Here is a 24893-nt window from a genome sequence, read left to right on the forward strand (position 1 = left end):
CTAGTCCGGAGGAAGGGAAGGCACGACGTCGGTGCCGCACCGACGTCGTACCTTTTGGGCTGTAGGGGCTACTTCACCTTGTCCTTGAGGAACTCCACCGCGCGGCTCCAGGCCAGCTTGGCCGCCTCGGGCCGGTAGTTGCCCTGCGGATTTTCGTCGTTGTGGAAGGCGTGCGGGGCGTCGTAGAAGTAGTAGTTCACTTCCGTGCCGGATTCGCGGCGGATCTGCTCCTCTTGTGCCTTGGCCTTCTCCACCGGGTAGGACGTGTCCTGCTCGCCGTAATGGCCCTGGATGGCGGCGCGGACACCTTCGTAGGACTTGGGGACGGCCTGGCCCACGCCGTAGAACGGCACGGCGGCGCTGATCTTCTCACCCTGCTGCGCGGCCAGTGCGAGGACAAAACCGCCGCCCATGCAGAAGCCGATGGCGCCCACGGTGGAACTGGTGACGGCCTCGTGGGCCAGCAGGTAGCCCACGGCTCCGGCCAGCAGGCGCGCGCCTTCCGCCTCGGGCAGCTTGGACATCATCTGCGCCGCTTCCTTGCCGTCGTGGGCTATGCGGCCGCCGAACAGGTCCGGAGCCAGCGCTACGAAGCCCTCGGCCGCCAGCCGGTCGGCCACGTCGCGGATGTGGTCCACCAGGCCCCACCACTCCTGGATGACAATCACGCCGGGGCCGGACCCTGATTCCGGCAGGGCCAGATAACCGTGGGCCTCGCCGCCTGCGGACTCGAAGGTGACATTCTGAAAGGTCGGGTTTTCAGCCAAAGTCCTACTCCTGATCGCTCGGGGCATACGGCATCAGTCTAGGGAGAGGCGGCGAAGTTGTCTTGCGGCTCAAAGGACGATGTTGGCGCTCGCCGGTCATCGTCCTCCGTAGCGGGGTTCTCACAGCCCTGATTGAGTGCGGTGAGCAGGGCTTTACGAGGGCGACACAGGCCGGCAATTCTGCCGGGACGGGAGGTTCGTACCGTGGCTGGTACCTGTTTCCTTCGGAAGGACATCATGAGTTACATCAAACCAACAGACGTGGTTAATGGGATGGTTGCTGCAGGGGCCGCCAAAGCCGGTGCAGGCACGGGCCAGCTGCTGATCCGCGGCGTTCTGGGCGGTGCGATACTTGCCTGCGCTACCACGCTGGCGTTAAACGCATCGGTCCAAATGAACGGCATAGTTGCCGCGATCGTCTTTCCGCTGGGATTTGTCATGATCGTGCTGCTGGGGCTGGAGCTGGTGACGGGGTCGTTCGCTCTGATTCCTCTTGCGGTACATCGCAAACAGGCTTCGATGGGGGACCTGGCCCGCAATTTCGCTGTGGTGATCACCGGACATCTCATCGGGTGCATCGGGTACGCGACGGCGTACGCTGCGGTGGTCACCAGAATGGGCACGTCGGATGCTGATCCGATGATCCAAATGTTGGTAAACCTAGCAGAAGCCAAAACCGTTGCCTATGCCGGGCTGGGCGCGTCGGGAATGCTTTTGGTGTTCCTGAAGGCTGTGCTGTGCAACTGGATGGTGACGCTGGGCGTGGTGATGGCGATGACCTCGACGTCGACCGGCGGGAAGATCGCCGCCATGTGGCTGCCGGTGACCTGCTTCTTCGGCCAGGGTTTCGAACACGCAGTGGTCAACATGTTCGTGATCCCTGCGGGCATGATGCTGGGCGCAGATGTCAGCATCGGTGATTGGTGGCTGTGGAACCAGGGCCCGGTACTGCTGGGGAACTTTGCCGGAGGTCTGCTGATGACCGGGGTCGGACTGTATCTGGCGCACCGGACGGCCCCTTCCGGGAAGTCCGGGCGAGCGGAGAGGGAGTCGTTGGACCAGGAACTAAGGTCGCTGACCTCGTCCTCCCAGGACATATAGTCGGGCGCGGGCCGGCCCCTGTGCGAAATGTCCCCTGCGTCCCGGCTGCGGCGAGCTTGCTCGTCGTCAGCCGGGACGTCAGTTGGTGGGCGGCTGAACAGCTCGTGCTGTGGACTTGGCCTTTTTACCTGCTCGGGACGTTGACGTTGTCGCATCCGGACCGCAGGATGCCTAAACATTCAGACGGTAACCGCGCTTAATCACGGTTCCCACCAGGGCGGGGTCCGGGAGCGCTTGACGGAGACGGCTGACGGCCATGTCCAGTGCATGTTCCCCGGCGCCGTCGGGCAGGCAGCGAACCATTTCGGCACGGGGCAAGACGGCACCTCCCGCCGCTGCCAACAACCGGAAAAGCGCCATGGGTGCCGGTGTCAGATCAACATAGCGCCCTGCCAAGCTGACGGAGCGGCCGCGGATTTCAACCAAGCCCAGCTGCGTTTCCACCCGCATGATGCGGTGCTGTGTCAGTTGCTCGACCACGAGGCGCACCAAGGCGCCCATCCGATAGCGTTCAGGCATGATCGGGTGAATGCCTGCGTCGAGCAGCGGCTGGGCGGTAACCGGACCTACGGCGGCTGCCACAACGTCACCGTTGCACGCCTCTACCAGGCTGTCATAGAGTCCCAGCTCGTGGGCGCTGCTCAGCAAAGCGTCCACCGCAGGGGCGCTGGTAAAGGTCACCGCATCCAGTTGGCGGGAGATGACGGCTTCGATCAGCTTGCCCAGCCTGATGTCGCTGCCCTCGGGCTTGACCCAACGGTACGGTGTGACGGTGAGAACCCGGGCACCTGCATCGCGCAGCCGCTGCAGCTGCCGATTGTCGGTGTAGCCGTGCAGCTGGACCGCTATCGTCATGCCACGGACGTTGCCCTCCAGCAGCATATCCACCAAGGTTGAAGTGCGTTCGTCGGCGCTGATTCCTGCATCATTCAGCCCTGCAGCCCGGACTGCGCCGCGCGCCTTCGGGCCGCGCACAAAAATCTTCGCGTCCTCGAGCAAGTCGGCCAGGTCTTCGCCCAGCCCGGCTGCATCTGCCGCTTCGGACCAGCGGCGCATGCCGTACGCCGTGGTGATGAGGACGATTTCCGGTCGCTCGCCAAGAATGGCCTCGGTGTCGGCCAGCAGCGGCATGTCCTCGGACACCGGAGCGATTTTCAGTGCCGGGGCGTGCAGAACGGCGGCGCCCCGACGTTCCAGTGCGGAAATCAAGTCGGCGGAGCGGCGGTCGGAAGTGACACCGATGCGGAACCCGGAAATGCTGTCCTGCCCGCCTGCGGCGGCAGGAGCCGGTGCTTGCATTGAGGACGCCGCTTTCATGCCCCGGCGCTCGCCAGTCTGGTGAGCTGGGCCAATTCCTGCCGGCCAGTTCTGCCGTCTGCTTGGCGGACTACTTCGCCGATCACCAAGACAGCCGGAGATTTGATCCGGGCCGATCCCGCTGCTGTCACAACGCCGGCAAGATCCGAGACGGTGGTGCGCTGGGACTCGCTAAAGCCCTGTTCCACGATGGCGACCGGCATGTCTGCCCTCATGCCTTCCCGGCGCAGACCGGCAACAAGTTGAGGGAGCGTGCCCACTCCCATGAGGATCACGAGGGTGCCGCCCAGTCCGGCCAAGTGCCGGTATTCCTCCTCGGCCAGCGGGAGATGCCCGGAGACGACGGTGAACATCCTGCTGACATCGCGATGGGTCACCGGAATACCTGCGGCGCCTGGAACGGAGATGGCACTGCTGATGCCCGGAACCACGGTGACGGGCACCTCGGCCTTAATGCAGGCAGCCACCTCTTCTCCGCCCCGCCCGAAGACGTAGGGATCACCGCCCTTGAGCCGGACCACGTGATGTCCTTGCAGAGCGGAGTCAACCATGCGCCGCTGAATGTCCTCCTGGCACACCGGGTGATGGCCGGGCCGTTTGCCCACGTCGACCAGTTCCGCTCCTGGAGCCAACCAGCGCAGATTGGCATGTGGGCCGAGCCGGTCGAAATAGACAACATCGGCATCCTTCAGGGCGGCCAGGGCGCGCATCGTGAGCAGATCGTCCGGACCCGGGCCACCGCCGATCAGTGTGACCAGACCGCCTCGAACAGCGGTCGCTTCCTTCACCAGCAGCACATGCTGCCGGCGGCAGGCTTCCGGCAGCATGTCCCAGCCGGGCGCGGCGTCTTCCACAGCGACGACCATCGCAACGCTGTCGAGCATCTCCTCCTGGAACGCTTCGGAGGCCGCCAGCGTGTGCACGGTGGCTCCCGCGGCCCGATACCGTCGGATGGCCCGCATCGCTGCCTTGGGGGCGCCGGCAACCAGTACCGTTTGGCCGGTGAGATCTGCGGTGAGGATCATGTCTGCTCCTGGGAATCGGCGGAAGTGGGAACGTCGGCGGGTGACCGGATGTCGAATGGTCAGCTGAGAGGACGAAGGGGGATGGTGGCACCAAGTGCCACCGGTTTCGGTGCAGCTGCCGCAGAAATGAGGGCTGATTGGTGTTCGTCAGCCGTGGCCGGCCGCAGCATGCCTCGTTCCCCGACCCGGATGATCGAATCGTCCTTCTGATCCGGGGCATTCACGAACGAGCGGAACCTGCGCAGCCGGTCGGGGTCCTTGAGGGTGGCAGCCCACTCGTCCTCGTAGTTGTCCACGTGCCTGGCCATGGCTGATTCCAGATCGTCTGCGATACCCAGCGAGTCCTCGATGACTACGGCACGGACGTGGTCAAGTCCGCCGTCGAGGGCTTGCAACCAGTGCGCGGTGCGCTGCAGCCGGTCTGCGGTCCGGATGTAGTACATCAGGTAGCGGTCCACGTAGCGGATCAAGGTCTCGTCGTCCAGATCCTTGGCCAACAGCTGGGCATGCGCCGGGTTTGCGCCGCCGTTGCCGCCAACGTAGAGGTTCCAGCCGTCCGCAGTGGCAATCACGCCCACGTCCTTGCCCCTGGCCTCCGCGCACTCGCGTGCGCAGCCGGACACCCCCATCTTAAACTTGTGCGGAGCACGCAGCCCGCGGTATCGAAGCTCCATCTGGATAGCCATGGCCACCGAGTCCTGCACGCCGTACCGGCACCAGGTGGAACCCACGCAGCTCTTCACATTGCGCAATGCCTTGCCGTAGGCCTGTCCGGATTCGAAGCCGGCTTCCACCAGTTCTTTCCAGATGTCCGGCAACTGTTCCAGCCTGGCCCCGAACATGTCGATCCGCAGGGCGCCGGTAATTTTTGTGTAAAGCCTGTACTTTTCGGCCACTCTGGCGATCACGCCAAGCTTCTCCGGCGTGATTTCGCCGCCCGGGATGCGCGGAACCACTGAATAGGTTCCATCCTTTTGCATGTTGGCGAGTGCACGGTCATTCGTGTCCTGCAGGATGCCGCGCCCGGCGTCGAGCACGTAGGCGCTGTGCTGTGAGGCCAGAATGGAACCGATCACCGGCTTGCAGATGTCACATCCCAGGGGGCGTTGGGCAACGGTGCCTCCGCCTGCCTTTTGCGCATCCACCGGTGTGCCGAAACGCTGCAGGATCTCCTCCGCCGACACCAATTCCAGCGCCCGAACGGCTTCAAACAGCTCGGCCCGGGACATGCTGAAGTGTTCGCAGAGTGCCTTCGAAACGGTAATGCCGGACTTGGCCAGTTCGTTTTCCAGCAGTTTCTTGACCATCGGCACGCAGGAGCCGCATTGCGTACCGGCCCTGGTGCAGGCCTTAAGGCCGGCCAGCTCTTGGACTGGCTCATTCCCCGCGCAACTGTCACAACCGTTGACGGCGTCGCGGATGCTGCCGGCGGAAACGTTGTTGCAGGAACACAAGATCGCGTCGTCAGGAAGCTCCGTGTCCGGGGCATCGCCGCCTCCGGCTGCAGAGAGATAGGCCCCCGGCTCGGCCGGCAGCTCACGGCCCAGGAACGGACGCAGGCTCTGGTAGGGCGCGGCGTCACCGACGAAGATCCCACCCAGCAGCGTCTTGGCGTCGTCGGTCACCACCAGCTTTTGGTAGACACCGCGTGCCGGATCCGCATACACGATCTCCAGCGCTCCGGAATGTGCGGCGTGGGCGTCACCGAAACTGGCAACCTCCACGCCGGAGAGTTTGAGTTTGGTGGCTGTATCGAAACCAGTGAACACTGCCTTCCCGCCGCTCAGCCTGTCAGCGACAATCTCCGCCATGGTGTTGGCCGGGGCTACAAGCCCAACGCACTTGCCACCGAAGTTGGCTACTTCACCCACCGCCCAGACATGTTCGACGTCGGTGGCACAGGTTTCGTCGACCACCACACCGCCGCGCGGACCCGTCCTGAAAACAGGGACGAAGTCCTCATCCTGCAGATCCTCGGCCAGTCTGCCTGCGACGGCGGCGGCTTCTGCTTTGGCGCGCCCATTGACCGCTCGGGCCAGTTCGTCACGAGGCCGGACGCCGATGGACACCACCACCAGGTCTGCGGGAATGATCCGCCCGTCGGCCAGCTCGACCCCGGTGACCTGGGTTTGGCCGTCGTCGTGGACCGAGGTGAGTACGGCCGAGGGGTAAACGCCACCGTGGACCTGCAGGCCGCGTGCGGCGACGAGCCTTCCCATGGCCTGGCCTGCGCCTTCATCGAGTTGCACGCCCATGAGCCACTTGCCACCGTCGATCACCACCGGATTGGCCCCGAGTGCCTGCAGTCCGGCGGCCGCCTCCAGTCCCAGCAAGCCCCCGCCGATAGTGACTGCATTGATCTGGCGGCCTAGCCGCGACGTCAGGGACGTGACCTGCTCGTTGAGGGTCCGGACGTCCTCCAAGGTCCGGTACACATGGGTGTGTTCATTGCCCGGGATGGGCAGCGTGGCCGCGCTGGACCCAGTGGCCAGAATCAACTCGTCATAGCCGAACGACCGACCGTCGGCGGCCACCACTTCCCGAGACTCCAGATTTAGGTCGATGGCGTGAACTCCCGTGACCAAGGCGACGCCGTCGTTTTCCCACAGCGACTTGTCGCCTAGGGTCAAGTCCACCTCCGGTTCAGCTAGTGCCTTGCTGAGGGCCACACGGTCATAAGGCAGATGCGTCTCCTCAGTGAGGACGATGACGCTGGTCTCGTCGCTGAGGCCACGGGAGCAGAGAGCTTCAGTGAATCGGTGGGCGGCGGGTCCGCCGCCCACCACGACGATCCGGCGGGAAGGGCTGGTCTGGCTCATGTCTACCTCGCTGATTTCTGCTGGAATTCCTCGCGATCCTCGGCCGTGCACGCGCTCTGGGCGAGGTGGTTCCACCACGTTAGAGAACCGTCATTGCCGGCCAATTGCCCCTTTGTTTCGACTGGTTGACGCATATCTGAGGGTTTCCCGGAATGACGGTGAGAAGCCGGAAACCTTTCCGAAACATGCGCTGCTTTCGCCCGTCGGCACGATGCTTCCGGCGGGGAATCGGCACAGATCGACGTCCTCACGGGCCTCAGCAGCCGGTGGTGAGACGTGTTTTACGGGGGTGAAACAGGGAGCTGGTGCCAGCGAAACATGCCGTCTCTACCGTGGGAGGACAACAGCCGAACCACACCTGGAGGTACTGCGATGACTCTCATGACTGCGCCCGAGACCAGCTTCGACCACACCGACACTGCCTGGCACAGAATCTGCAGCATGTCAGACCTCGAATGCGGTTGGGGCGAGGCAGCCTGGGTGGCGGGGCGGCAAATCGCGATCGTCAAAGTGAGCGATGAAGCTGTTTATGCGGTCGACCAGCAGTGTCCAGCGACGGGAGCGTTTGTCATGGCCCGCGGGATTGTGGGAAACCGCGGGTCCGCGGCGACTATCGCTTCCCCCCTGCACAAAGAGGTGTATCTGCTCGAAACGGGCGAGTGCCCTGCGGACCCGGACTTGTACCTTTCGACATATCCTGTGCGGATCGAGGACGGCGTTGTCCTGGTGGAGCTGGACGATGCTCAAATCGAGGCGGCTGCATGAGTACCCCAGTTGTATCGCTGACGGCGCCCGCAAGAGTCAAGACGGCGCTGGTCGCCGCGTCGCATGGAACAAGCAGTCCCGTCGGTCAGGCCGCCGTCCGCGGGTTGGTCGACGCGGTAGCACGTCGCCGACCGGAGTTGCACGTGGTCCAATCGTTCGTCGACGTCCAGCAACCAGACGTCCCGGTGACCTTGGCGGGTGTGGACGGGCCGGCACGAGTCGTTCCCTTACTCCTCTCGGCCGGCTACCACGTGCATGTTGATCTCGCGGAGGCCGCCGCCGCATACCGGCGTGTCGAGGTTTCACCGGCGCTCGGTCCGGACCAACGGCTGGTCAACGTGCTGGCACAGCGGCTGAAGGAGGCCGGACTGGGCCGTCACGACCGTGTGGTGCTGGCCGCGGCGGGCTCCACTGACCCAAGGGCGGTGGCCGACTGCGAACTGACCGCGAGGATGTTGGCCAGGACCTTGAATATGCCTGTTGCCACCGGCTATATCTCCGCTGCTCTGCCCAAGTTGGCCGATTCAGTAGTTACTGAACGGGCGGCGCTCAGAAGTTCCAACGGTGAAGGATCACCCGGACGTGTTGTGGTGTCCAGCTACCTGCTGGCTCCCGGCTACTTTGCATCGCTGGCAGCTCGCTGCGGCGCCGACATCGTGACTCGCCCGCTGCTGGTGCCGGAGGAGGAGCCCCCGCAGGACCTGGTCTCGTTGGTGCTGGAGCGCTTCTCCGTCTGAACCGTCACCCGGGTGCGGAGGGACGCCCCGGCTGCGGATTGGCCTCAGGCGGCGGTGCTGTCGCGGAAGCCGCCCAGCCGGCCACCGTGGAAGACCAGGGGCTCGCCGTCGTCGGCCGTCATCTCCAGCACTTTGGCAATGACCAGGACGTGGTCGCCGCCGTCGAGCTCCTGCTGGATGGTGCAGTCGATCCAGCCAAGGGAGCCGGCGATGTGCGGGGTGCCGTATGCGGAGTGTTTCCACTCGATGGCCGCAAACTTGTCCTCGGCCTTGCCCGCGAGAGCTTTGCAGACCGGCTGTTGTCCGTCGGCGAGCAGGTTGACGCCGAACATGACCGAGCGGCGGATCTTCGGCCAACTGGTGGATGTGCGGGCGATGCTGAAGGTGACCAGCGCCGGGTCCAGCGAGAGCGCCTGGAATGTTCCCACGATCAGGCCGCAGGGTCTGCCGGTGGCCGGATCGGCGGCGCAGATCGCCGCGACGCCGGTGGGGAAGTGGCGCATGACGGCGCGGTATTGATCGGGCTGGATTGCCGGGGTGACGGCCGCGAGGCTCATGGCTCTTCCTTAGGTCGTGGGGGCGAGTTCTGCGGTGGCTGTGGTGATGCTGGCCTGGACCTCCCGCGCGGCGCGCAGGCCGCTTTCGATGGCGCCGTCGATGAAGCCGGCCCAGATGTTGGCGTAGTCGCTGCTGGCGAAGTGCAGCACGCCGGTGTTTTGCTGTTGAGCGGTGAGGTACCGGGTCAGCTGGCCCGGTTGCTGGATCAGCCACGTTTCCTGTGAGTACCGATCCGCCATCCAGTCGTGGCCGGTGGTCTCGAGCACTTCCAGGTCATTGCGCCAGACCTGAAGCGCGCTGTGGACGGCCTGGATGTCGTTCACGTCGATCCGTGTGGCATCGGCGCCGAACGCGACCAGCACGGCGTCGGTATCGCTGACGAATTCCGTGCGCACCACCGAGAGCGGGTGGTGCTGGGAGGAATAGGCGAAGAACGGCTTGATCGGACCACGGACCCGGATCCAGGCTTTGACTCCCTGCGACGCGGTTTTCTCAATGCTCGGACGGATCTTTCCCTCCGGCAGCGCGGGTGCGACGTCGAGCTGGTGCAGGGTGTTCTGCGGGACGGTGAGGACCACGCGGGATGCGGAGATGGTGCGTCCGGCGCCGTAGCTGACCACAGCGGACTCGGCGTCGTGCTCGATCGAGGCGACGGGAGAGCCTAGCCGGATGTCGGCGCCAGAATCGCGGGCAATAGCATCCGCCAGGCTGCGGGTGCCGCCGGTGAGGCGGAAGATGGCCGACGCCTCGTGCATCAGGTGCCAGGAACCGGCCGTCGCAGCCGTCCAGCGCAGGGCGTTGGTGTAGGCGCACCGGTCCAGTGGAGCGTTGAAGTGGCCCACCCAGGCCGCTTCGTTGGCATTGCGCTCATCCACGGACAAGTTCAGCTCGTCGAGCTTCTCCTGCAGGTTGAACTGGTCGGCCTCCTCGATTCCGGGCCCCGCCAGTGGCCTGTCCGGGCGGGGGATCCATTTCATCGTGTCTTCGAGCAGGCGGGTCATGCCCGGGTCGATGAGCTGCATGAAGTCCTCAAGGTTGCCGCGGCGCACTTGGCTGCCGGCCAACCAATACGTCTCCTCGGAGCGGGGGCCGCGGGTCACTTCCAGGCCGTAGCGGGTGACCTCCGCCCAGGAATGCGGCTGGGTCCAGTGCAGCCAGGTGCCGCCCATCTCCAGATCGCGGCCGAGCCGGTGGTCGGTCCAGGTGCGGCCGCCGATCCGGTCCCGGGCTTCCAAGACAACAACGTCCAAGCCTTGGCGTGTCAGCTCGCGGGCCGTCACCAGTCCGGCAAATCCGGCGCCGACAACGACAACATCGGTTGTTTCAGTCATCCGTGGTTCTCCTGCTTCGTTTGTTCGAGGGACGTAGCTGGACTGCGTTAGGAGGCGATGGCGACGGCGGTGCCCGCGCGGTGGCCGGTGGCCGGGTGACCCGGAAGGGTGTAGTGATGCCCGGGGCCGTACAACTTTTCGCGGAGCGTCAGCTGCGCGTCAGTGGATTTGGGGGCTTCTGCTGCGAGCCCTTGGCTGCGCAGTTCGGGCAGGGCGTGCTCGATGAAGCGCTTCCAGCTGTCGGGCTTGGTGGCGTAGCTGAGGTTGATGCCGTCCACGTCCGCTTCATCACGCCAGCGCCTGATTGCGTCCGCAACAGTGCTGGGCGAGCCCACAATGGTGCTCCCGGTGCCGCCAATCCCGAGGAACTCGGCGACGGCGCGCGGCGTCCACTCGCGGTCCGGATCGGCCTTGGAGAACATGTCCACGATCGATTGCACGCCGCGGGTCTTGACGTGCTGCAGCGGCGCGTCAAGATCCGCTCCAGACAGGTCGATGCCCGTCCAGCCGGAAAACCGGGCCAGGGCACCTTCGAGGCTGACCTGGGCGCGGGCCTGGTCATGCAGGGCGTCCGCCTCTTCATCGGTCGGCGCTGCGATGACCGTCAGCAGGACCACCACCTTGATGTCGTGGGGCCCGCGGCCGCTCTCGACGGCGGCCTGCCGGATCTTCTCCACGTTGCGGCGGGCTTGTTCCACCGAAACCGCGTTGATGAACACGGCCTCGGCGTGGCGTCCGGCGAAGGCCATCCCGCGCGGGGAGGAACCGGCCTGGAACAGCACGGGAGTTCGTTGCGGGGAAGGCTCGCACAGGTGCATGCCCGGGACGGAGAAGTACTTGCCGCTGTGCTCGATGGGGTGCACGCGGGCCGGATCGACGAAGGTGGCCCCCTGATGGTCACGGACGACGGCGCCGGGCTCCCACGACTGCTCCCACAGCTTGTAGAGGACCTCCATATATTCCTCCGCAAGCTCATAGCGCTCGTCGTGCTCAAGCTGCTGCGACATTCCCACATTCCGTGCCGCGGACTCCGAATACGAGGTGACGATATTCCATCCCACGCGTCCGCCGGTCAGGTGGTCCAGCGTGCTGAAGCGCCGCGCCATCAAATACGGCGGCTCGTAGGTCAGTGAGGACGTGACACCGAAGGTGAGTCTCTCGGTCACCGCCGCCATCCCGCTGACCAGCAGCAGCGGGTCGTTGATGGGGAACTGCGCGGCGTCGCGCAACGCGGCGTCCGGACGGCCCTCGTAAACATCGTGGTAGCCGATGGTGTCGGCCAAGAAGATCCCGTCGAACCCGGCGGTTTCGAGCGTCCGGGCAAGGTCCTTCCAGTACGCCAGGTCCTTGTAGCGGTGGCCCTGGTCCGCCTCGTTGCGCCACGAGCCGGCGGTGAGATGGGCCGGGGAGTTGGTATCGAAGGCGAAGAGGCTCAGGGGTTGGTCTTTCATAGCAGCGACACTTCCTTGCACCATTGAAAAGAGGAGGGCTGTATGTTCAATTTCTGAACGTGGCGTTCAATTTAGCGACGCTGGGCGGTACTGTCAATGGTGTCGTCCCGCTTTGTCGGGACAGGGGTGAAGCGCAGTTTCGAACGCAACGTTCAAGCACGGACGAGGGCGGCGGTCGGTTTGCGTCATAGGGTGGGTAATGACCGTCACAACACGGCCCGCACGGCCGAGAGGAATGCCTGACCATGCCGGAGACAGAATCGAACGCCGAAAGCGTTGATGCGCCGGACCTCACCAACAAGTCCGTCGTCAAGGCGATGACGCTGTTGCGCGAGCTGGGCCGGCACCCCCAGGGGATCACTGTCACTGAACTGGCCCAGAACGTAGGCCTGACCCGGCCCACGGCGTTCCGGCTGCTGTTGAGCATGGAGCAGGTCGGGTTCGTCGACCGGTCCGACAACAACTACACCCTCGGCTGGGAAATGGCGCGGCTCGGCCGGCTGGCCGACCCGACGGCCGGCGTGGGTGCGAAGGTGCAGCCGATCCTTGAACGGTTCGCCCAGGAGATCAACGAAACCGTCACGTTCGCTCTGAACAAGAGCGCCACGGAGTATGACCTCATCGCCGAGGCCTCGGCGTCGAGGATTCTCAGCGTTTCGCAGCTGTATGTGCACCGCCAATACCCGCTGTATGCGAGTGCGACAGGGAAAATCCTGCTGGCCGATCTGGACGACGAGAAGATCATCCAGCTGCTGCCCGAAACGCTGACCCCGATCACCCGGCAGACCATCACCGACCGCGGTGTCCTGCTGCAGGAGATCCACGAAGTCCGGGGGAACGGGTACTCCGTGCTCGACAACGAACTCGAGGAGGGCCTGTTTGCCGTGGCCGTCGCCGTCCGGGATGCCGACGGATTCCTCCTCGGCGGACTCACCGCGACCGGGCCGGACCAGCGGATGAAGTCCGGCCGCCTGCCCAGCATCGTGGAGCACCTGCACACGACCGCCGAGAAAATCGCCAAGGCCCTCGGCTAGACCGGGCCGCACGCGCGCCGTCGTCCCCAGAAACATGCCGGCAGGTGTGCGCTCAGCTCCAAGGATCATGCATCGGTTCACAAGAAGGAGCGGCCGCCGGAGCGTAACGTCGGAGGCTCCACCACCGTCAGGTGCAGGGGCAGTCCACGCGGCGCAGACCCGGGCACCAAGTGAGCCAAGGAGAAAGCATGACTGCAGAGGCATCGATCGACTACGTCGTCGTCAACGGCGTGATCTACACCAGCGATCCCGAGCAGGAATGGGCTGAGGCGTTCGCGGTCTCCGCCGGGAAGGTCGCGGCGGTAGGAACCGAGGATGACGTCCGACGTCTGGCAACGGGCGATACGCCGATCATCGATCTCGGCGGACGCTTCGCCATGCCGGGCTTGGTGGACGTCCATGCTCATCTGGGGCTGGGTGGCCGCCAGCAAGCGTTCGAGCTGCCGATCCTGCCCACCGATTCGGTTCCCGAAATCCTGGACAAGGTGCGGGCATGGACGGAGCGGCTCCAGCCCGGGGAATGGGTCGTGGGAGGCATTGTGGGCTCCACGGTGATTGACGACCTCACGACCGACGATTTGAAAGCGCTGGACGACGCCGCCCAAGGCCACCCGGTGATGCTCCGCGACGATTCGATGCATAATCGCTGGGTCAACTCCCGGGCGCTGGAGATCATGGGGGTAACGGCCGAAACGCCCGATCCCGACGGCGGGTCCTACGTGCGGAATGCCGACGGCGAACTCACCGGCGTTCTGTACGAGCTGGCTGGAAATCTGGCCGAGTCGGCTGTGGCGGAAGCGGTTGAAGATCCTGCCGCGCACCATGCCACCGCCATCAAGACCGCTGTCCAGACCCTGAACTCCTTCGGCATCACCGCCGTCCAAGAGGCAGCCACCATGGACTACGCACTGGAAACCCTGCACCGCCTTGACGAGCAGCAGCAACTCACAGCCCATGTGGTCGCGTCCATGCCCTCCCGCACCTTTATTGAACCCGGCATCACCGGCCCGGAGCTGTACGACGTCGGCGCCCGTCACCGGAGCGCCCATGTGCGGCCGGACTTCTCCAAGTATGTGCTGGACGGGGTGCCGATGACCCGGACCAGCGCCATGCTGAATCCGTACATCTGCAGCCACCACAGCCACGACCGCGACTTCACCGGAGAGCCGCTGTGGGAGCTCGACGAGCTGGTGGAATCGCTGGAGGATCTGGTGGACCGCGGGCTGCACGCGAAGCTGCATGCCACCGGCGATGCAGCCGTCCGTCGGGTCCTCGACGCCGTGGAGCGGGTTCGTGCAAGCCGAGGGGAGGGGTCGATCTTCCAGATCGCCCACGTGGAATACATCGATGAAGCCGACCTGCACCGCTTCGCCGAGCTGGGCGTTGTCCCCGACGCGTCCCCCTACCTCTGGTTCCCGTCGGTGATCCAGGAAAGCATTGCCAAGCAGATTCCGGCGGAGACCTTCGATAAGTCGTGGCCGCTGCGGGACCTCTTCGAGTCCGGTGCACTGGTGAGCGGCGGCTCCGACTGGCCCTGCGCTGCGCCCACGCCCGACCCTTGGACCGGATTGGCGACCATGGTGACCCGGCGCAACCCGGATTCAACGGATCAGGGGGAACTCAACGGAGGCCAGTCCATCGGGATCCAGCAAGCCGTGGCAGCCTTCACCCGCAACCCGGCGGCGGCAATGGGGCTCGGAGACGTAACAGGAACTCTGCGCCCGGGGCTGTCCGCAGACTTTATCGTCTTGGACCGCAATGTTCTCACCGAGAACCCGGCCGCAATCCACGAGACCAAGGTGCTTCAGACGTACTTTGAGGGGCAGTTGGTCTACGAGGCAGCCGACGACGATGCGGCCAGCGTGGCCGCCGATCTAGCCGGAAGCGCCAGCTGAGCAGAGCGGACCTGCTGCACTAGCCGGCGCTGCTTCCTTGCTCGAGAAAGGCGGCGAGATTTGCCAGGGACGAGGCCAGCCCGGCTTCGTGATCAGTGGACGAAATGCCCGACGGAACATTCGTGGCGGCAACGCTCACTAGTGTTCCTGCCGGCTGCGCCTGCAGCTCCCACGTCATGGTCATCGTTCCGGCGAAGTCGGCGTCGTCGGACGTGAACCTGACGTGCTGCACGATCTTCTCGTCCGGGACCAGGTCAACGAACTCGACGTTGGTGACGTCCGTCGTGTCCGAGGTCTTTCCGTGGCCGGAGGCGTCCAGGTAGGTGAGGACCATGCGGAAACCGCCGCCGACTCCCGGGGTGAAATGCTCCACGCTGGCCACCATGCCCTCCGGCGGCAGCCACCTTTCGAGGCTGTCGGGGTCGGTCAGTGCGCGGTAGATCGTTGCCGGCGGCGCGCCGATCTGCAGGCTGCCCCGGTCCACCCTTTGAGCGTTCTCGTCCATGGTCCTGCCTTTGCGCGGTAATGGTCTTCGGGGCTGTGGTTGGCTCCGACGGTAGCAGCCGCGTCCCCCAGCTGCCACGGAACGGAACTCGGCGAACCCGCCGGAGCAGACGATCGCCGTCGTGCCCTGAATTGGGTTTCAGAGCAACCATTCCAATGCAGGTCGTCACGTTTTATCATGGGCAGTTACGGCGACGAGCCGACCGGGGACTGCTGAGATCCAGCCCGTGTTCCGACGGCGGAGGGGCGTGAGGCAATGGAGCCGCATGAGGTGAAGGTCAACGGTGTGCCGCGGGTGCTGGCCGCCGGACCGCAGGTCAGCCTGCTCGACTGGCTGCGCGGCCAGGGGCTGACCGGGGCCAAGGAAGGCTGCGCAGAAGGGGAATGCGGCGCCTGCGCGGTGCTGCTGGCACGCGAGGACGGGCCGGACCGCACCCGCTGGACTGCCGTCAACTCCTGCCTGCCGGCGGCGCTGGCTTTCGACGGCGGGGAGGTGGTCACGTCCGAAGGGCTGGGACGCGCTCCGGGGGCCTGCAGCGCCGAGGAGCTGCACCCGGTCCAGCGCGAGATGGCGGACCGCGGCGGATCCCAGTGCGGCTACTGCACCCCCGGCTTTGTATGCGCGATGGCGGCCGAGTACTACCGGCCCGAACGGCAACCCGCCGCTGCCGGCGAACCGGTGCCGGACCATGGACCCAACGGTTTCGACCTGCACGCGCTGAGCGGAAACCTGTGCCGCTGCACCGGCTACCGGCCGATCCGCGACGCCTCCTACGCGCTCGATGCGCCGGCCGACGGGGATCCGCTGGCCGTCCGGAGGGAGGCGCCGGCGCCGACCGTCCGGCTGACCCGGTTTGTGTCCGAAGGCGCGGAATTCCTCCGTCCCGGGACGCTGCAGGAGCTCCTTGACCGATGGGAGCAGGATCCCGACGCCGTCCTGGTGGCGGGAGCCACCGACGTCGGGGTGGAGCGGAACCTGCGGCACAGCCGCCCGCTGTTGGTGCTGGCCATCGACCGGCTGCAGGAGCTCCGCGGTCTGAACATGGGAGCCGACTACGTGGACATCGGGGCCGCGCTCACACTCACAGAAGTGGAGCAGGGACTGGCCGGGCGGGTGCCGCTGCTGAGCAAACTCTTCCCGCAGTTCGCTTCCCGTTTGATCCGGAACAGTGCCACGCTCGGGGGGAACCTCGGGACCGGATCGCCCATCGGCGACGCCGCGCCGGTCCTGCTGGCCCTCGACGCCACCCTGCTGCTGACCTCAAAACGCGGCGATCGGTCGGTGGCGCTCGCCGACTACTTCACCGGCTACCGCCAGAGCGTCCGGGAACCGGACGAGATCATCCGCGCCGTCCGGGTGCCGCTGCCGCTGGCCCCGAGCACCGCCTTCCACAAGGTGGCCAAGCGGCGCTATGACGATATCTCCTCCGTGGCGGTCGCCTTCGCGGCCCGGTTCGACGGCGCCGTGCTGACCGCTGTGAAAATCGGGCTGGGCGGGGTTGCCGCGACGCCGCTGCGTGCCAGGGCCACCGAGGACGCGCTGACCGGCACGGAATTGACTGCGGAGAGCGCGGCGGAAGCGGCCGGCATCATGGCCGGCGAAGGCACGCCGATGGACGACCACCGGGCCAGCGCCCGCTACCGCACCGCGATGCTGGAGCAGGCGATGCTGCGTTTCTACGCCGAGAACGCACCGGAACTGGAGGTGATCCGGTGACCTCGCTTGCCGACCGGCCCGACAATCCCGCCGTGGGCCAGCCGGTGCCGCACGAAAGCGCGGCGCTGCACGTGACCGGAACGGCCCTGTACACCGACGATCTGGTCGGGCGGATGCGCGGATGCCTGCATGCATGGCCGGTGCAGGCACCCCACGCCCATGCCTACGTGACCGCGCTGCGCACCGAGCCGGCATCGGCCATCCCTGGCGTGGTCAGGGTCCTCACAGCCGATGACGTTCCCGGCGTCAACGACGCCGGAGCCAAGGACGACGAACCGCTCTTCCCTCACGAGGTGATGTATTACGGCCACGCCGTGTGCTGGGTGCTGGGCGAAACCGCCGAGGCCGCGCGGCTGGGGGCGGAGGCCGTTGAGGTGGTCTACGAGGACCTGCCGTCGCTGCTGACCCTCACCGAGGCCATCGATGCGGCCAGCTACCAGGGAAACCAGCCCGTGGTGGCCCGCGGCGACGCCGAGGCGGGGCTGAAGCACGCGCCACGCCGGTTCAGCGGCACGTTCGAGTTCGGCGGCCAGGAGCACTTTTATCTGGAGACCCACGCCTCGCTGGCCCATGTTGACGAGTCCGGGCAGGTCTTCGTCCAGTCTTCCACCCAGCACCCCTCGGAGACCCAGGAGATCGTCGCCCACGTGCTGGGCCTGTCCAACAGCGAGGTCACCGTCCAGTGCCTGCGGATGGGCGGCGGGTTCGGCGGCAAGGAGATGCAGCCGCACGGGCTGGCCGCCGTCGCCGCGCTCGGCGCCGTGCTCACCGGGCGGCCGGTCCGGCTGCGCCTGAACCGCACCCAGGACATCACCCTGACCGGCAAGCGGCATCCGATGCACGCGCGCTGGGAAGTCGGTTTCGACGACGACGGACTCCTCCTCGCGCTGCGCGCCATCATCACGTCCGACGGCGGGTGGAGCCTGGATCTGTCCGAGCCGGTCCTGGCCCGCGCGCTCTGCCACATCGACAACGCCTACTTCATCCCCGACGTCGAGGTCCAGGGCCGGACCGCCAAGACCAACAAGACCTCGCAGACGGCGTTCCGCGGGTTCGGCGGGCCGCAGGGCATGCTGGTCATCGAGGACATCCTGGGCCGCTGTGCCCCGGCGCTGGGCATCGAACCGGCAGAACTGCGCCGCCGCAACTTGTACGCGCCGGGCCAGAGCACCCCGTACGGCCAGCCGGTCCGGCACGCCGAACGGCTGCACGACATCTGGTCCCAGCTGTCAGTGCGCGCGGACGTCGAGCGGCGCCGGGAAGCGGTGGAGCAGTTCAACGCCACCCACGAGCACAGCAAACGCGGGCTGGCGATGACGCCGGTGAAGTTCGGCATCTCCTTCAATTTCACCGCCTTCAACCAGGCCGGGGCGCTGGTACACGTCTACAAGGACGGCTCGGTGCTGGTCAACCATGGCGGCACGGAGATGGGCCAGGGCCTGCACACCAAGATGCGCCAGGTGGCCGCCACCGCCTTGGGCGTACCGCTGGACTTCGTGCGGCTGGCCCCGACGCGGACGGACAAGGTGCCCAATACCTCGGCCACGGCAGCGAGTTCGGGCGCCGATCTCAACGGCGGGGCGGTGAAGCACGCCTGCGAGCAGATCCGCGAGCAACTGGCCGAAGTCGCGGCGCGCAAGCTGGACACCCAGCCCTACAACGTGCGCTTCGTCGACGGCCGCGTGACCGGGCTGGGCTCAACCGAGAGCCTGTCCTTTGCCGAGCTGGCGCACACGGCCTACTTCCAGCGCACGCCGCTCTTCGCCGCGGGCTTCTACCGGACCGAGGGCATCCATTGGGATTCCGCAAACATGCAGGGCGAGCCATTCAAGTACTTCTCCTACGGCGCCGCAGTCTCCGAGGTGGAGGTGGACGGCTTCACCGGGGCCTACCGGTTCCTGCGCACCGACATTGTGCACGACGTCGGCGACAGCCTGTCCCCGCTGATCGACCAGGGCCAGATCGAAGGTGCTTTCGTCCAAGGAGCCGGCTGGCTGACCCTGGAGGAACTGCGCTGGGACACGAGCGCGGGGCCCGGCCGGGGCCGACTGGCCACACAGGCGGCCAGTACCTACAAGATCCCCAGCTTCTCCGAGATGCCCGAGGAGTTCAACGTCCACTTGTATGAACGGGCCACCGAAAGCGGTGTGGTGTACGGGTCCAAGGCAGTGGGGGAGCCACCGTTGATGCTTGCCTTCAGCGTGCGCGAAGCCCTGCGCGCCGCCGCTGCTGCCTTCGGGCCGGCGGGCCGTCCGCTCGAGCTGCCTAGCCCGGCGACGCCGGAAGCTGTCTTTTGGGCTGTCCAAGAGGCCCGGGCCGCCGCCGGGCATGCCGTCCCCGCGACGACGCCCGCCGCATCGGGAGCTGGCTGATGATGGACTGGTTGGCTGCGGTGCAGAATCTGCGCGACGACGGACGCCCCGGCGTGCTCGCCACCTTGGTCTCCGTGCGCGGCCATGCACCCCGCGAGGCCGGAGCCAAGATGGTCATCGCCGCGGACGCCCTGTGGGACAGCATCGGCGGCGGCAACTTGGAAGCCGAGGTGATCGACCGCGCCCGCCGGATGATCGCCGAGGCGTCCGGCGCGCCCGAGACTTTGACCTTTGCGCTCAACGAGCATGCGGCAAGCCAGCACGGACGCCAGTGCTGCGGCGGCGAAGTGCAGGTACTGCTGGAACCGCTGCGCCATGATCCGGTGGTGGCGATCTTCGGTATCGGGCATGTGGGATTCGAGCTGGCCAGGATCCTCTCCCGGCTGCGCCTGCGGCTGCACCTGACCGACAGCCGGGCCGGGCAGCTCGATCCGCTCCGGCTGGCCGACGTGTCCGCGGGCAGCGCCGCGGTCACGGTCCATCACACCCCGGCACCGGAGACTGTACTGCAGGCCTTGCCGGCCGGCTCGCACGTCTACATCATGACCCACGACCACGCCGAGGATTTCCTGCTGTGCGACGCCGCGCTGCGCCGGGGCGGCCTGGACGTTGGCCTGATCGGCTCGACTGCCAAATGGGCTCGGTTCCGCCAGCGGCTGAGCGCCGAAGGGCATGAGGACGTGGACTCCATCCGCTGTCCGATCGGCCTGCCCGGCATCGGCGGCAAAGCGCCAGCCGCCATCGCGGTTTCGGTCGCGGCGGAACTGCTCGGCAGGCTGGGCAGCGCCGTTCCGGAGGATCCGGGCCGGCCACCCGCCCGGTCTTGGAAACCTCCGGTCCAACCGGCCGCGCGGTGCCCGAAGCATCCAGACCCGCCGCCCGCGAGGGCAGGGTTAACCCGTCAGGGCACGGTTAATCGGTGAGGGCAGTATCCATGGACACTGCCCTCACCGAATTACCCTGCCCTGAAGGTGACTGCGCTCTCCGGTCCAGGTAAGTGCTGTCGGCGTCCCTAAGACCTCTCGGTAGAACCCACGGGTCGTCCCAAACAGGTTTAAGTCGGTGCGGCTAGGACGGTGCGGCGAAGCCCAGCTTCTTGTCGATCACGTTCTCCAGCGGCTGCTGCCGGACGTAGCGGCCGAAGTTGTCCGCGAACTGGCCTGCGAGCTGCGGCAGCCAGCCCCGGGAGTCGCCGCTCAGGTGCGGGGAGATCATCACGTTGTCCATCGCCCACAACGGGTGGCCGGCCGGTAACGGCTCGACTTCGAACACGTCCAGGGCGGCTCCGGCGATGTCACCGGCCTGCAGCGCCTCCACCAGCGCCTCGGTATCCACGCTGGCGCCGCGGCCCACGTTGATCAGCCGGGCGGTGGGCTTCATGGCCTTCAGTACGGGCGCGTCGACCAGATGCCGGGTCTGCGCGGTCAGCGGTGCCACCACCACCAACCAGTCAAAGCCATCGACCACGGCGGCCAGTTCGGACGAGGCGTAGACCTCGCCGAAATCGGGATCACCGCTGCGTGCCGTGCGCCCGGCCCCGGAAACGCGCAGGCCCACAGCCTTGAGGACGCGGGCGATCTCGCGGCCGATGGCCCCGGTGCCGACGATGAGCGCGTGGCTGGATTCGAGCCGCTCGGTTTCCCGATGCTGCCAGCTCCGCTCACGCTGCAGGGACAGCAGGCCGGGCAGGTTCTTGGCGAAGGCCAGCATCACGGCGAGCACGAATTCGGTCATCGGCCGGTCGAAGATGCCGCGGGCGTTGGTCACCAGCACCCCGGATTCCCGCAGGTCCTCGAACAGGAGCTTGTCCACGCCGGCGGCGGCCACATGGATCCATTCCAGCGAGCCGGCGGCAGACCAGGCATCCTCCAGCGCCGCGGAGAAGAAGTCCCAGAGCAACAGCACCTGCGCCCCATCGAGAGCCTCGGCTAATTGGTCCGAGGTGGCATACCGTACCTCGGCGGCAGCTTCCACGTCCGCCATCCCAGGCGGGAGGGTGTCCTTATACAGGACGACGACCACCGGCTTGCCCGCCGCCGTCACGGTCGCCGCGCCGAGGGGCTCGAGGGCTTTGCGTTCCGTCAAGGTCTCGTGCATTCCAGCCATCTCCATCTTTCCGTTGCCGCGCTGCCCTGGCCCCGGTGGGCAGTGACCATCCTAGAGGAGCCGGCGGTTCCGATGCGGCCCGAGGATGCCGGGCTTGAGGCCCGCCGGGGTGCTGTTGGCAGATTCTGCGGGCAGGAGCCACAGGGTATCCGCTGTCCGTGCCGCCAAGGACAGGACAGCCAGGCGCTGTGCCGCCAGCCAAAGTTTCAGGTGCGGGGCGGCTGGTTGCCCTTGGTCTTGAGTTCTCCCAGCTGGCCCTCGACTTCCGCGCTGGCCTCCAGCCATTCGAAGGCGGCCTGTACCTGGGGCGAGTCCGGGTCCGACCAAGCGATTTCATTACGGGCGGCGGCCTCGGCCTCGATCCGCCGGGTCTCCCGCTCGGCGTCCCGGGCAGCCGACTGCATGTCGGTGGCGCTGCCGGCGGCAGCCGATGCGGCCTGCTGCATGCCGAGCGTGGCCTGAGCCACGCTGTGGCGGGCCTGAAGGGTCTGGAACTGCATCCGGCTTTCATCAATCCGCAGAGACAGCCGGCCCAGCTCGCCGTTCAGTTGGCGCCACTGTTCAGCCATGCGTTCATACTGGCGGGAGAGCGCTTGCACCCGCTTGGACGCGGTGATGCTGCGGTGCAGGGCCTCGCGGGCACCGTCGTCGTCGCCCCTGGCTACGGATTCTTCGGCGTAGCGGTCGCAGTACGCCTGCTCTGCCTTGGCCTCGTCCAGCAACAACTCGATCCGCCGGCAGTCGGCGGCGATGTCGGCAACGCTGCGGCGGGCTTGGTCCACGGCCTCAAACTGTTGTTGCTGGCTGGCCGCGATGGTGGCCAGAGGGTCCACCGGTGCCTCTTTGGCTGTGCGGTTGGCACGGATAATGCGTCCGATGCGGCGTTTGATGGACACATTAGCTCCTGGTGGGGTTGGGCCGGCGCTGCGCCGGGGCGGGCCGACGGCGCGGCCGGACGTCCAGCCAGCCGCGAAGCGGGACAGTGGGGATGTAACTGCCGTGGCTGCCGGATGTGCCGCGGTAGGCCGAAGACCACGCGTGCAGCGCCTCGATCTCGCGGGACAGATGCTTGCCCGCCAGCTCCAACTGTTCGGCATCGGCGGAATAGCCGGCTTCCATCAGATTCTGCCGCAGTTCGCCGGAGAGCCGGTTCAGCTGTTGGACCCGGGAGTCCAGGCTGGCGGCCAGGGAACGCTTCACTCCCGGCTCCGGCTCTCCCTCGGCCAGCTTCAGTTGTTCATCGAGCGACCGGGATGCGGCATGCAGTCGGTCCGCCACCAGCGGCAGTTCGCCGACGAAGCGCCTCTCCGCGAACGCGGCTGCCAAGGCGCGCCGCGTCGCTTCGGCCGAGCGCTGCAGACCGAGCCGTTGCCGCGCAAGGCGGCGGCCGGCGTCGTCCTTGGTGTAGCTGCGCACGGTCAGGGCACCCGAGCGCAGTCCGTACCGGAGCCTGCGCGAGCGCCGGATCCGGCGGATCACCAGCCACAGGCCCACGGCGGCGGCAGTGCCGACGCACAGCATGGTGATGCCGGTGAACAAGAGGATCTGCAGGACCATGTCGGCCAGGAAAGATTCGGAACTGGCGGTCGCTGGGATCATGCTCATGCCTACAGTTTGCCCCCGGAGGCCCGGTTGCTGCCAGTAGGAGGAAAACAATGGAGCCGGTTCCCTTGCGGGAACCGGCTCCATCGGAAGACTAGTGCGGCGTTGCCGCTGCCGTCTTAGAGGCCGCGGATGTTTGCAGCCTGCAGGCCCTTGGGGCCCTGCACGGTTTCGAATTCGACCTTCTGGTCTTCACGCAGTTCGCGGTATCCGCCACTGTTCTCGATAGCCGAGTAGTGAGCGAAAACGTCGGCCGAGCCGTCGTCCGGAGCGATGAAGCCGAAGCCCTTTTCAGAGTTAAACCACTTGACGGTTCCAGTTGCCATTTTTGTACTCCTCCGAGTAATTCACGATCCGCGGACTTCACGAATCGCTTGCAGCGGTGTTTTTTCGTCCGCCGTTCAGAGAAGCACAAACCCTTCGGTGAAGGGTCTGTTGCTCAAAATCAAATGCGCAACACAACAACTACAAGATTCACTGTACAGGATAGCGGCCGGGATGCCGAATGGCACTACCACGCCGCGCTGCGTTCAGCGCGCGTTCAGCAAGGCAACGTAGAGTGATCTTCATCTACGGGGTAACCGCCCTACTGAAGCGGCTGGGAAGTCGGACCCGATCGACCGAAGGCCGCATGAGCATATCTGTATCTCCACCCGCAACCTCCACGCGCAGCAAGCGTGGTTCGTCGGCAGCCACCGGCTACTCCCAGCTTTTGAACACGGTGCGGGACGCCGGCCTGCTCAGGAAGCGCCGCGGCTTCTACATCAGCCTCTTTGCGGCGCTGGTGCTGGGGCTCGGCGGCGCGGTGACCGGGTTCGTGTTGTTGGGCCACAGCTGGTTCCAGCTGCTGATTGCCGCAGCACTCGGGATCCTGTTCACGCAGTTGGCGTTCCTGGCCCACGAGGCGGCCCACCGGCAGGTCTTCGAGTCCGGTCCCGCCAACGACCGCGCCGGAAGGTTCCTGGCGAACGCCGTGGTGGGAATCAGTTTCCAGTGGTGGATGAACAAGCACAGCCGCCACCATGGCAACCCGAATACCATCGACAAAGACCCGGACATTGAACAGGACACCATCTCCTTCCTGCCGGAGCAGGCGGCCAAGCGCAAGGGGCTGATGGCGTGGTTCACCCGCCGCCAGGGCTACCTGTTCTTCCCGCTGTTGATGCTCGAGGGCATCAACCTGCACGCCACATCGATCAAGTCGCTGTTTGCCCGCGGCCAGGTCAAGGGCCGCAAACGCGAACTGTCCATCCTCTTCGCGCGCCTGTCCCTCTACGTCGCCGCGATCTTTGTCTTCCTGCCCACCGGCATGGCGTTCGCCTTCATCGGGGTCCAGCTGGCCGTCTTCGGCGTCTACATGGGTGCGTCCTTCGCACCGAACCACAAGGGCATGCCGTTGATCCCCAAGGACTCCAAGGTGGACTTCCTCAGCCGCCAGGTCCTGACCAGCCGCAACATCATCGGCCGCACCCGGCTGGGAAGCGGCTCCATCAACGCCTTCATGGGCGGGCTGAACTACCAGGTGGAGCACCACCTCTTTCCCAGCATGCCGCGGCCCAATCTGGCCAAGGCCGCCGAGATTGTGCGCGAATACTGCGCCACCCACAAGATCCCTTACACGGAAACGTCGCTGCCCAAGTCCTACGGAATTGTGGTCCAGTACCTGAACAAGGTGGGGCTTTCCGCCAGGGATCCGTTCGACTGCCCGATGGTGGCCGAGTACCGCCGGCTCTAGCGCTCAGCCGCCAGCGCCCACCAGCTTCGTCCGGTTGCCGGTGTCCAATGCGGACAC

Annotated in this window: 21 protein-coding genes; 9 read left to right on the forward strand and 12 right to left on the reverse strand. The window is 66.1% G+C overall.

From position 1 onward, the window contains the following. Window positions 1-68 precede the first annotated feature (68 nt). Window positions 69-767, reverse strand: a complete 699-nt coding sequence (locus AB0N75_RS11310; RefSeq protein ID WP_364649451.1) for a dienelactone hydrolase family protein — start codon at window positions 765-767, stop codon at window positions 69-71. Window positions 768-1004: 237 nt separating this feature from the next. Here AB0N75_RS11310 and AB0N75_RS11315 point away from each other — a divergent pair, with 237 nt between their 5' ends. Then, complete coding sequence (locus AB0N75_RS11315) at window positions 1005-1868, forward strand: formate/nitrite transporter family protein (RefSeq protein ID WP_364649454.1); 864 nt, start codon at window positions 1005-1007, stop codon at window positions 1866-1868. Window positions 1869-2039: 171 nt separating this feature from the next. Here the strand turns inward: AB0N75_RS11315 and AB0N75_RS11320 are convergent, their stop codons facing one another. From AB0N75_RS11320 to nirB, 3 genes are read right to left on the reverse strand one after another with little or no spacing between them, the layout of a single operon-like run. Next, the gene (locus AB0N75_RS11320; protein WP_364649457.1) at window positions 2040-3167 is read right to left on the reverse strand and encodes a uroporphyrinogen-III synthase; all 1128 of its coding nucleotides are present in this window, start codon (window positions 3165-3167) and stop codon (window positions 2040-2042) included. Window positions 3168-3181: 14 nt separating this feature from the next. Further along, window positions 3182-4210: a uroporphyrinogen-III C-methyltransferase gene (gene cobA, locus AB0N75_RS11325; protein ID WP_364649460.1), complete on the reverse strand. Its 1029-nt coding sequence runs from the start codon at window positions 4208-4210 to the stop codon at window positions 3182-3184. A 59-nt stretch (window positions 4211-4269) separates the two neighbouring features. After that, window positions 4270-7029 (reverse strand): nitrite reductase large subunit NirB, encoded by a 2760-nt coding sequence (gene nirB / locus AB0N75_RS11330; protein WP_364649463.1) that lies wholly within the window; start codon window positions 7027-7029, stop codon window positions 4270-4272. 381 nt (window positions 7030-7410) lie between these two features. Here nirB and nirD point away from each other — a divergent pair, with 381 nt between their 5' ends. Continuing rightward, complete coding sequence (gene nirD, locus AB0N75_RS11335; protein ID WP_364649571.1) at window positions 7411-7794, forward strand: nitrite reductase small subunit NirD; 384 nt, start codon at window positions 7411-7413, stop codon at window positions 7792-7794. Beyond that, window positions 7791-8531 carry a CbiX/SirB N-terminal domain-containing protein gene (locus AB0N75_RS11340; RefSeq protein ID WP_364649466.1) on the forward strand — a complete coding sequence of 247 codons (741 nt, stop codon included), beginning with the start codon at window positions 7791-7793 and terminating at the stop codon, window positions 8529-8531. The genes nirD and AB0N75_RS11340 overlap by 4 nt, the downstream gene beginning before the upstream one ends. A gap of 44 nt (window positions 8532-8575) precedes the next feature. Here the strand turns inward: AB0N75_RS11340 and AB0N75_RS11345 are convergent, their stop codons facing one another. The 3 genes from AB0N75_RS11345 to AB0N75_RS11355 are packed head-to-tail and all read right to left on the reverse strand — an operon-like array spanning window position 8576 to window position 11871. Further along, the gene (locus AB0N75_RS11345; protein ID WP_364649469.1) at window positions 8576-9088 is read right to left on the reverse strand and encodes a flavin reductase family protein; all 513 of its coding nucleotides are present in this window, start codon (window positions 9086-9088) and stop codon (window positions 8576-8578) included. Between the two features lie 9 nt (window positions 9089-9097). After that, window positions 9098-10420: an NAD(P)/FAD-dependent oxidoreductase gene (locus AB0N75_RS11350; protein ID WP_364649472.1), complete on the reverse strand. Its 1323-nt coding sequence runs from the start codon at window positions 10418-10420 to the stop codon at window positions 9098-9100. A 47-nt stretch (window positions 10421-10467) separates the two neighbouring features. Then, on the reverse strand, window positions 10468-11871 hold the full coding sequence (locus tag AB0N75_RS11355) for an LLM class flavin-dependent oxidoreductase (RefSeq protein WP_364649475.1): 1404 nt from the start codon (window positions 11869-11871) through the stop codon (window positions 10468-10470). A 245-nt stretch (window positions 11872-12116) separates the two neighbouring features. On the opposite strand from AB0N75_RS11355, the gene AB0N75_RS11360 reads away from it, so the two are divergent. Further along, entirely contained in the window at window positions 12117-12905 is a 789-nt protein-coding gene (locus AB0N75_RS11360) for an IclR family transcriptional regulator (RefSeq protein WP_364649478.1), read from the forward strand. Between the two features lie 188 nt (window positions 12906-13093). Next, window positions 13094-14800, forward strand: a complete 1707-nt coding sequence (locus tag AB0N75_RS11365) for an amidohydrolase (protein WP_364649481.1) — start codon at window positions 13094-13096, stop codon at window positions 14798-14800. A 19-nt stretch (window positions 14801-14819) separates the two neighbouring features. On the opposite strand, the gene AB0N75_RS11370 is transcribed toward AB0N75_RS11365, so the two are convergent. Next, window positions 14820-15305 (reverse strand): SRPBCC family protein, encoded by a 486-nt coding sequence (locus AB0N75_RS11370; protein ID WP_364649484.1) that lies wholly within the window; start codon window positions 15303-15305, stop codon window positions 14820-14822. 255 nt (window positions 15306-15560) lie between these two features. Between AB0N75_RS11370 and AB0N75_RS11375 the strand changes: the two genes are divergently transcribed. From AB0N75_RS11375 to xdhC, 3 genes are read left to right on the forward strand one after another with little or no spacing between them, the layout of a single operon-like run. Continuing rightward, on the forward strand, window positions 15561-17021 hold the full coding sequence (locus AB0N75_RS11375) for an FAD binding domain-containing protein (protein WP_364649486.1): 1461 nt from the start codon (window positions 15561-15563) through the stop codon (window positions 17019-17021). Continuing rightward, entirely contained in the window at window positions 17018-19393 is a 2376-nt protein-coding gene (xdhB, locus tag AB0N75_RS11380; RefSeq protein ID WP_364649489.1) for a xanthine dehydrogenase molybdopterin binding subunit, read from the forward strand. The genes AB0N75_RS11375 and xdhB overlap by 4 nt, the downstream gene beginning before the upstream one ends. Continuing rightward, window positions 19393-20316, forward strand: a complete 924-nt coding sequence (gene xdhC, locus AB0N75_RS11385; protein WP_364649492.1) for a xanthine dehydrogenase accessory protein XdhC — start codon at window positions 19393-19395, stop codon at window positions 20314-20316. Before xdhB ends, xdhC begins: the two co-directional genes overlap by 1 nt. A 145-nt stretch (window positions 20317-20461) precedes the next feature. Here the strand turns inward: xdhC and AB0N75_RS11390 are convergent, their stop codons facing one another. The 4 genes from AB0N75_RS11390 to AB0N75_RS11405 form a co-directional block, all read right to left on the reverse strand. Continuing rightward, complete coding sequence (locus tag AB0N75_RS11390) at window positions 20462-21490, reverse strand: D-2-hydroxyacid dehydrogenase (RefSeq protein ID WP_364649494.1); 1029 nt, start codon at window positions 21488-21490, stop codon at window positions 20462-20464. 215 nt (window positions 21491-21705) lie between these two features. Then, window positions 21706-22395: a PspA/IM30 family protein gene (locus AB0N75_RS11395; RefSeq protein ID WP_364649497.1), complete on the reverse strand. Its 690-nt coding sequence runs from the start codon at window positions 22393-22395 to the stop codon at window positions 21706-21708. Window position 22396: 1 nt separating this feature from the next. Further along, complete coding sequence (locus AB0N75_RS11400) at window positions 22397-23104, reverse strand: hypothetical protein (RefSeq protein ID WP_364649500.1); 708 nt, start codon at window positions 23102-23104, stop codon at window positions 22397-22399. Window positions 23105-23220: 116 nt separating this feature from the next. Beyond that, window positions 23221-23427 carry a cold-shock protein gene (locus AB0N75_RS11405; protein ID WP_127512299.1) on the reverse strand — a complete coding sequence of 69 codons (207 nt, stop codon included), beginning with the start codon at window positions 23425-23427 and terminating at the stop codon, window positions 23221-23223. 305 nt (window positions 23428-23732) lie between these two features. Between AB0N75_RS11405 and AB0N75_RS11410 the strand changes: the two genes are divergently transcribed. Beyond that, window positions 23733-24836: an acyl-CoA desaturase gene (locus AB0N75_RS11410; RefSeq protein ID WP_364649503.1), complete on the forward strand. Its 1104-nt coding sequence runs from the start codon at window positions 23733-23735 to the stop codon at window positions 24834-24836. The last annotated feature ends 57 nt before the right edge of the window (window positions 24837-24893 follow it).

The sequence above is a fragment of the Arthrobacter sp. NPDC089319 genome (genome assembly GCF_040684925.1).
GTDB lineage: Bacteria > Actinomycetota > Actinomycetes > Actinomycetales > Micrococcaceae > Crystallibacter.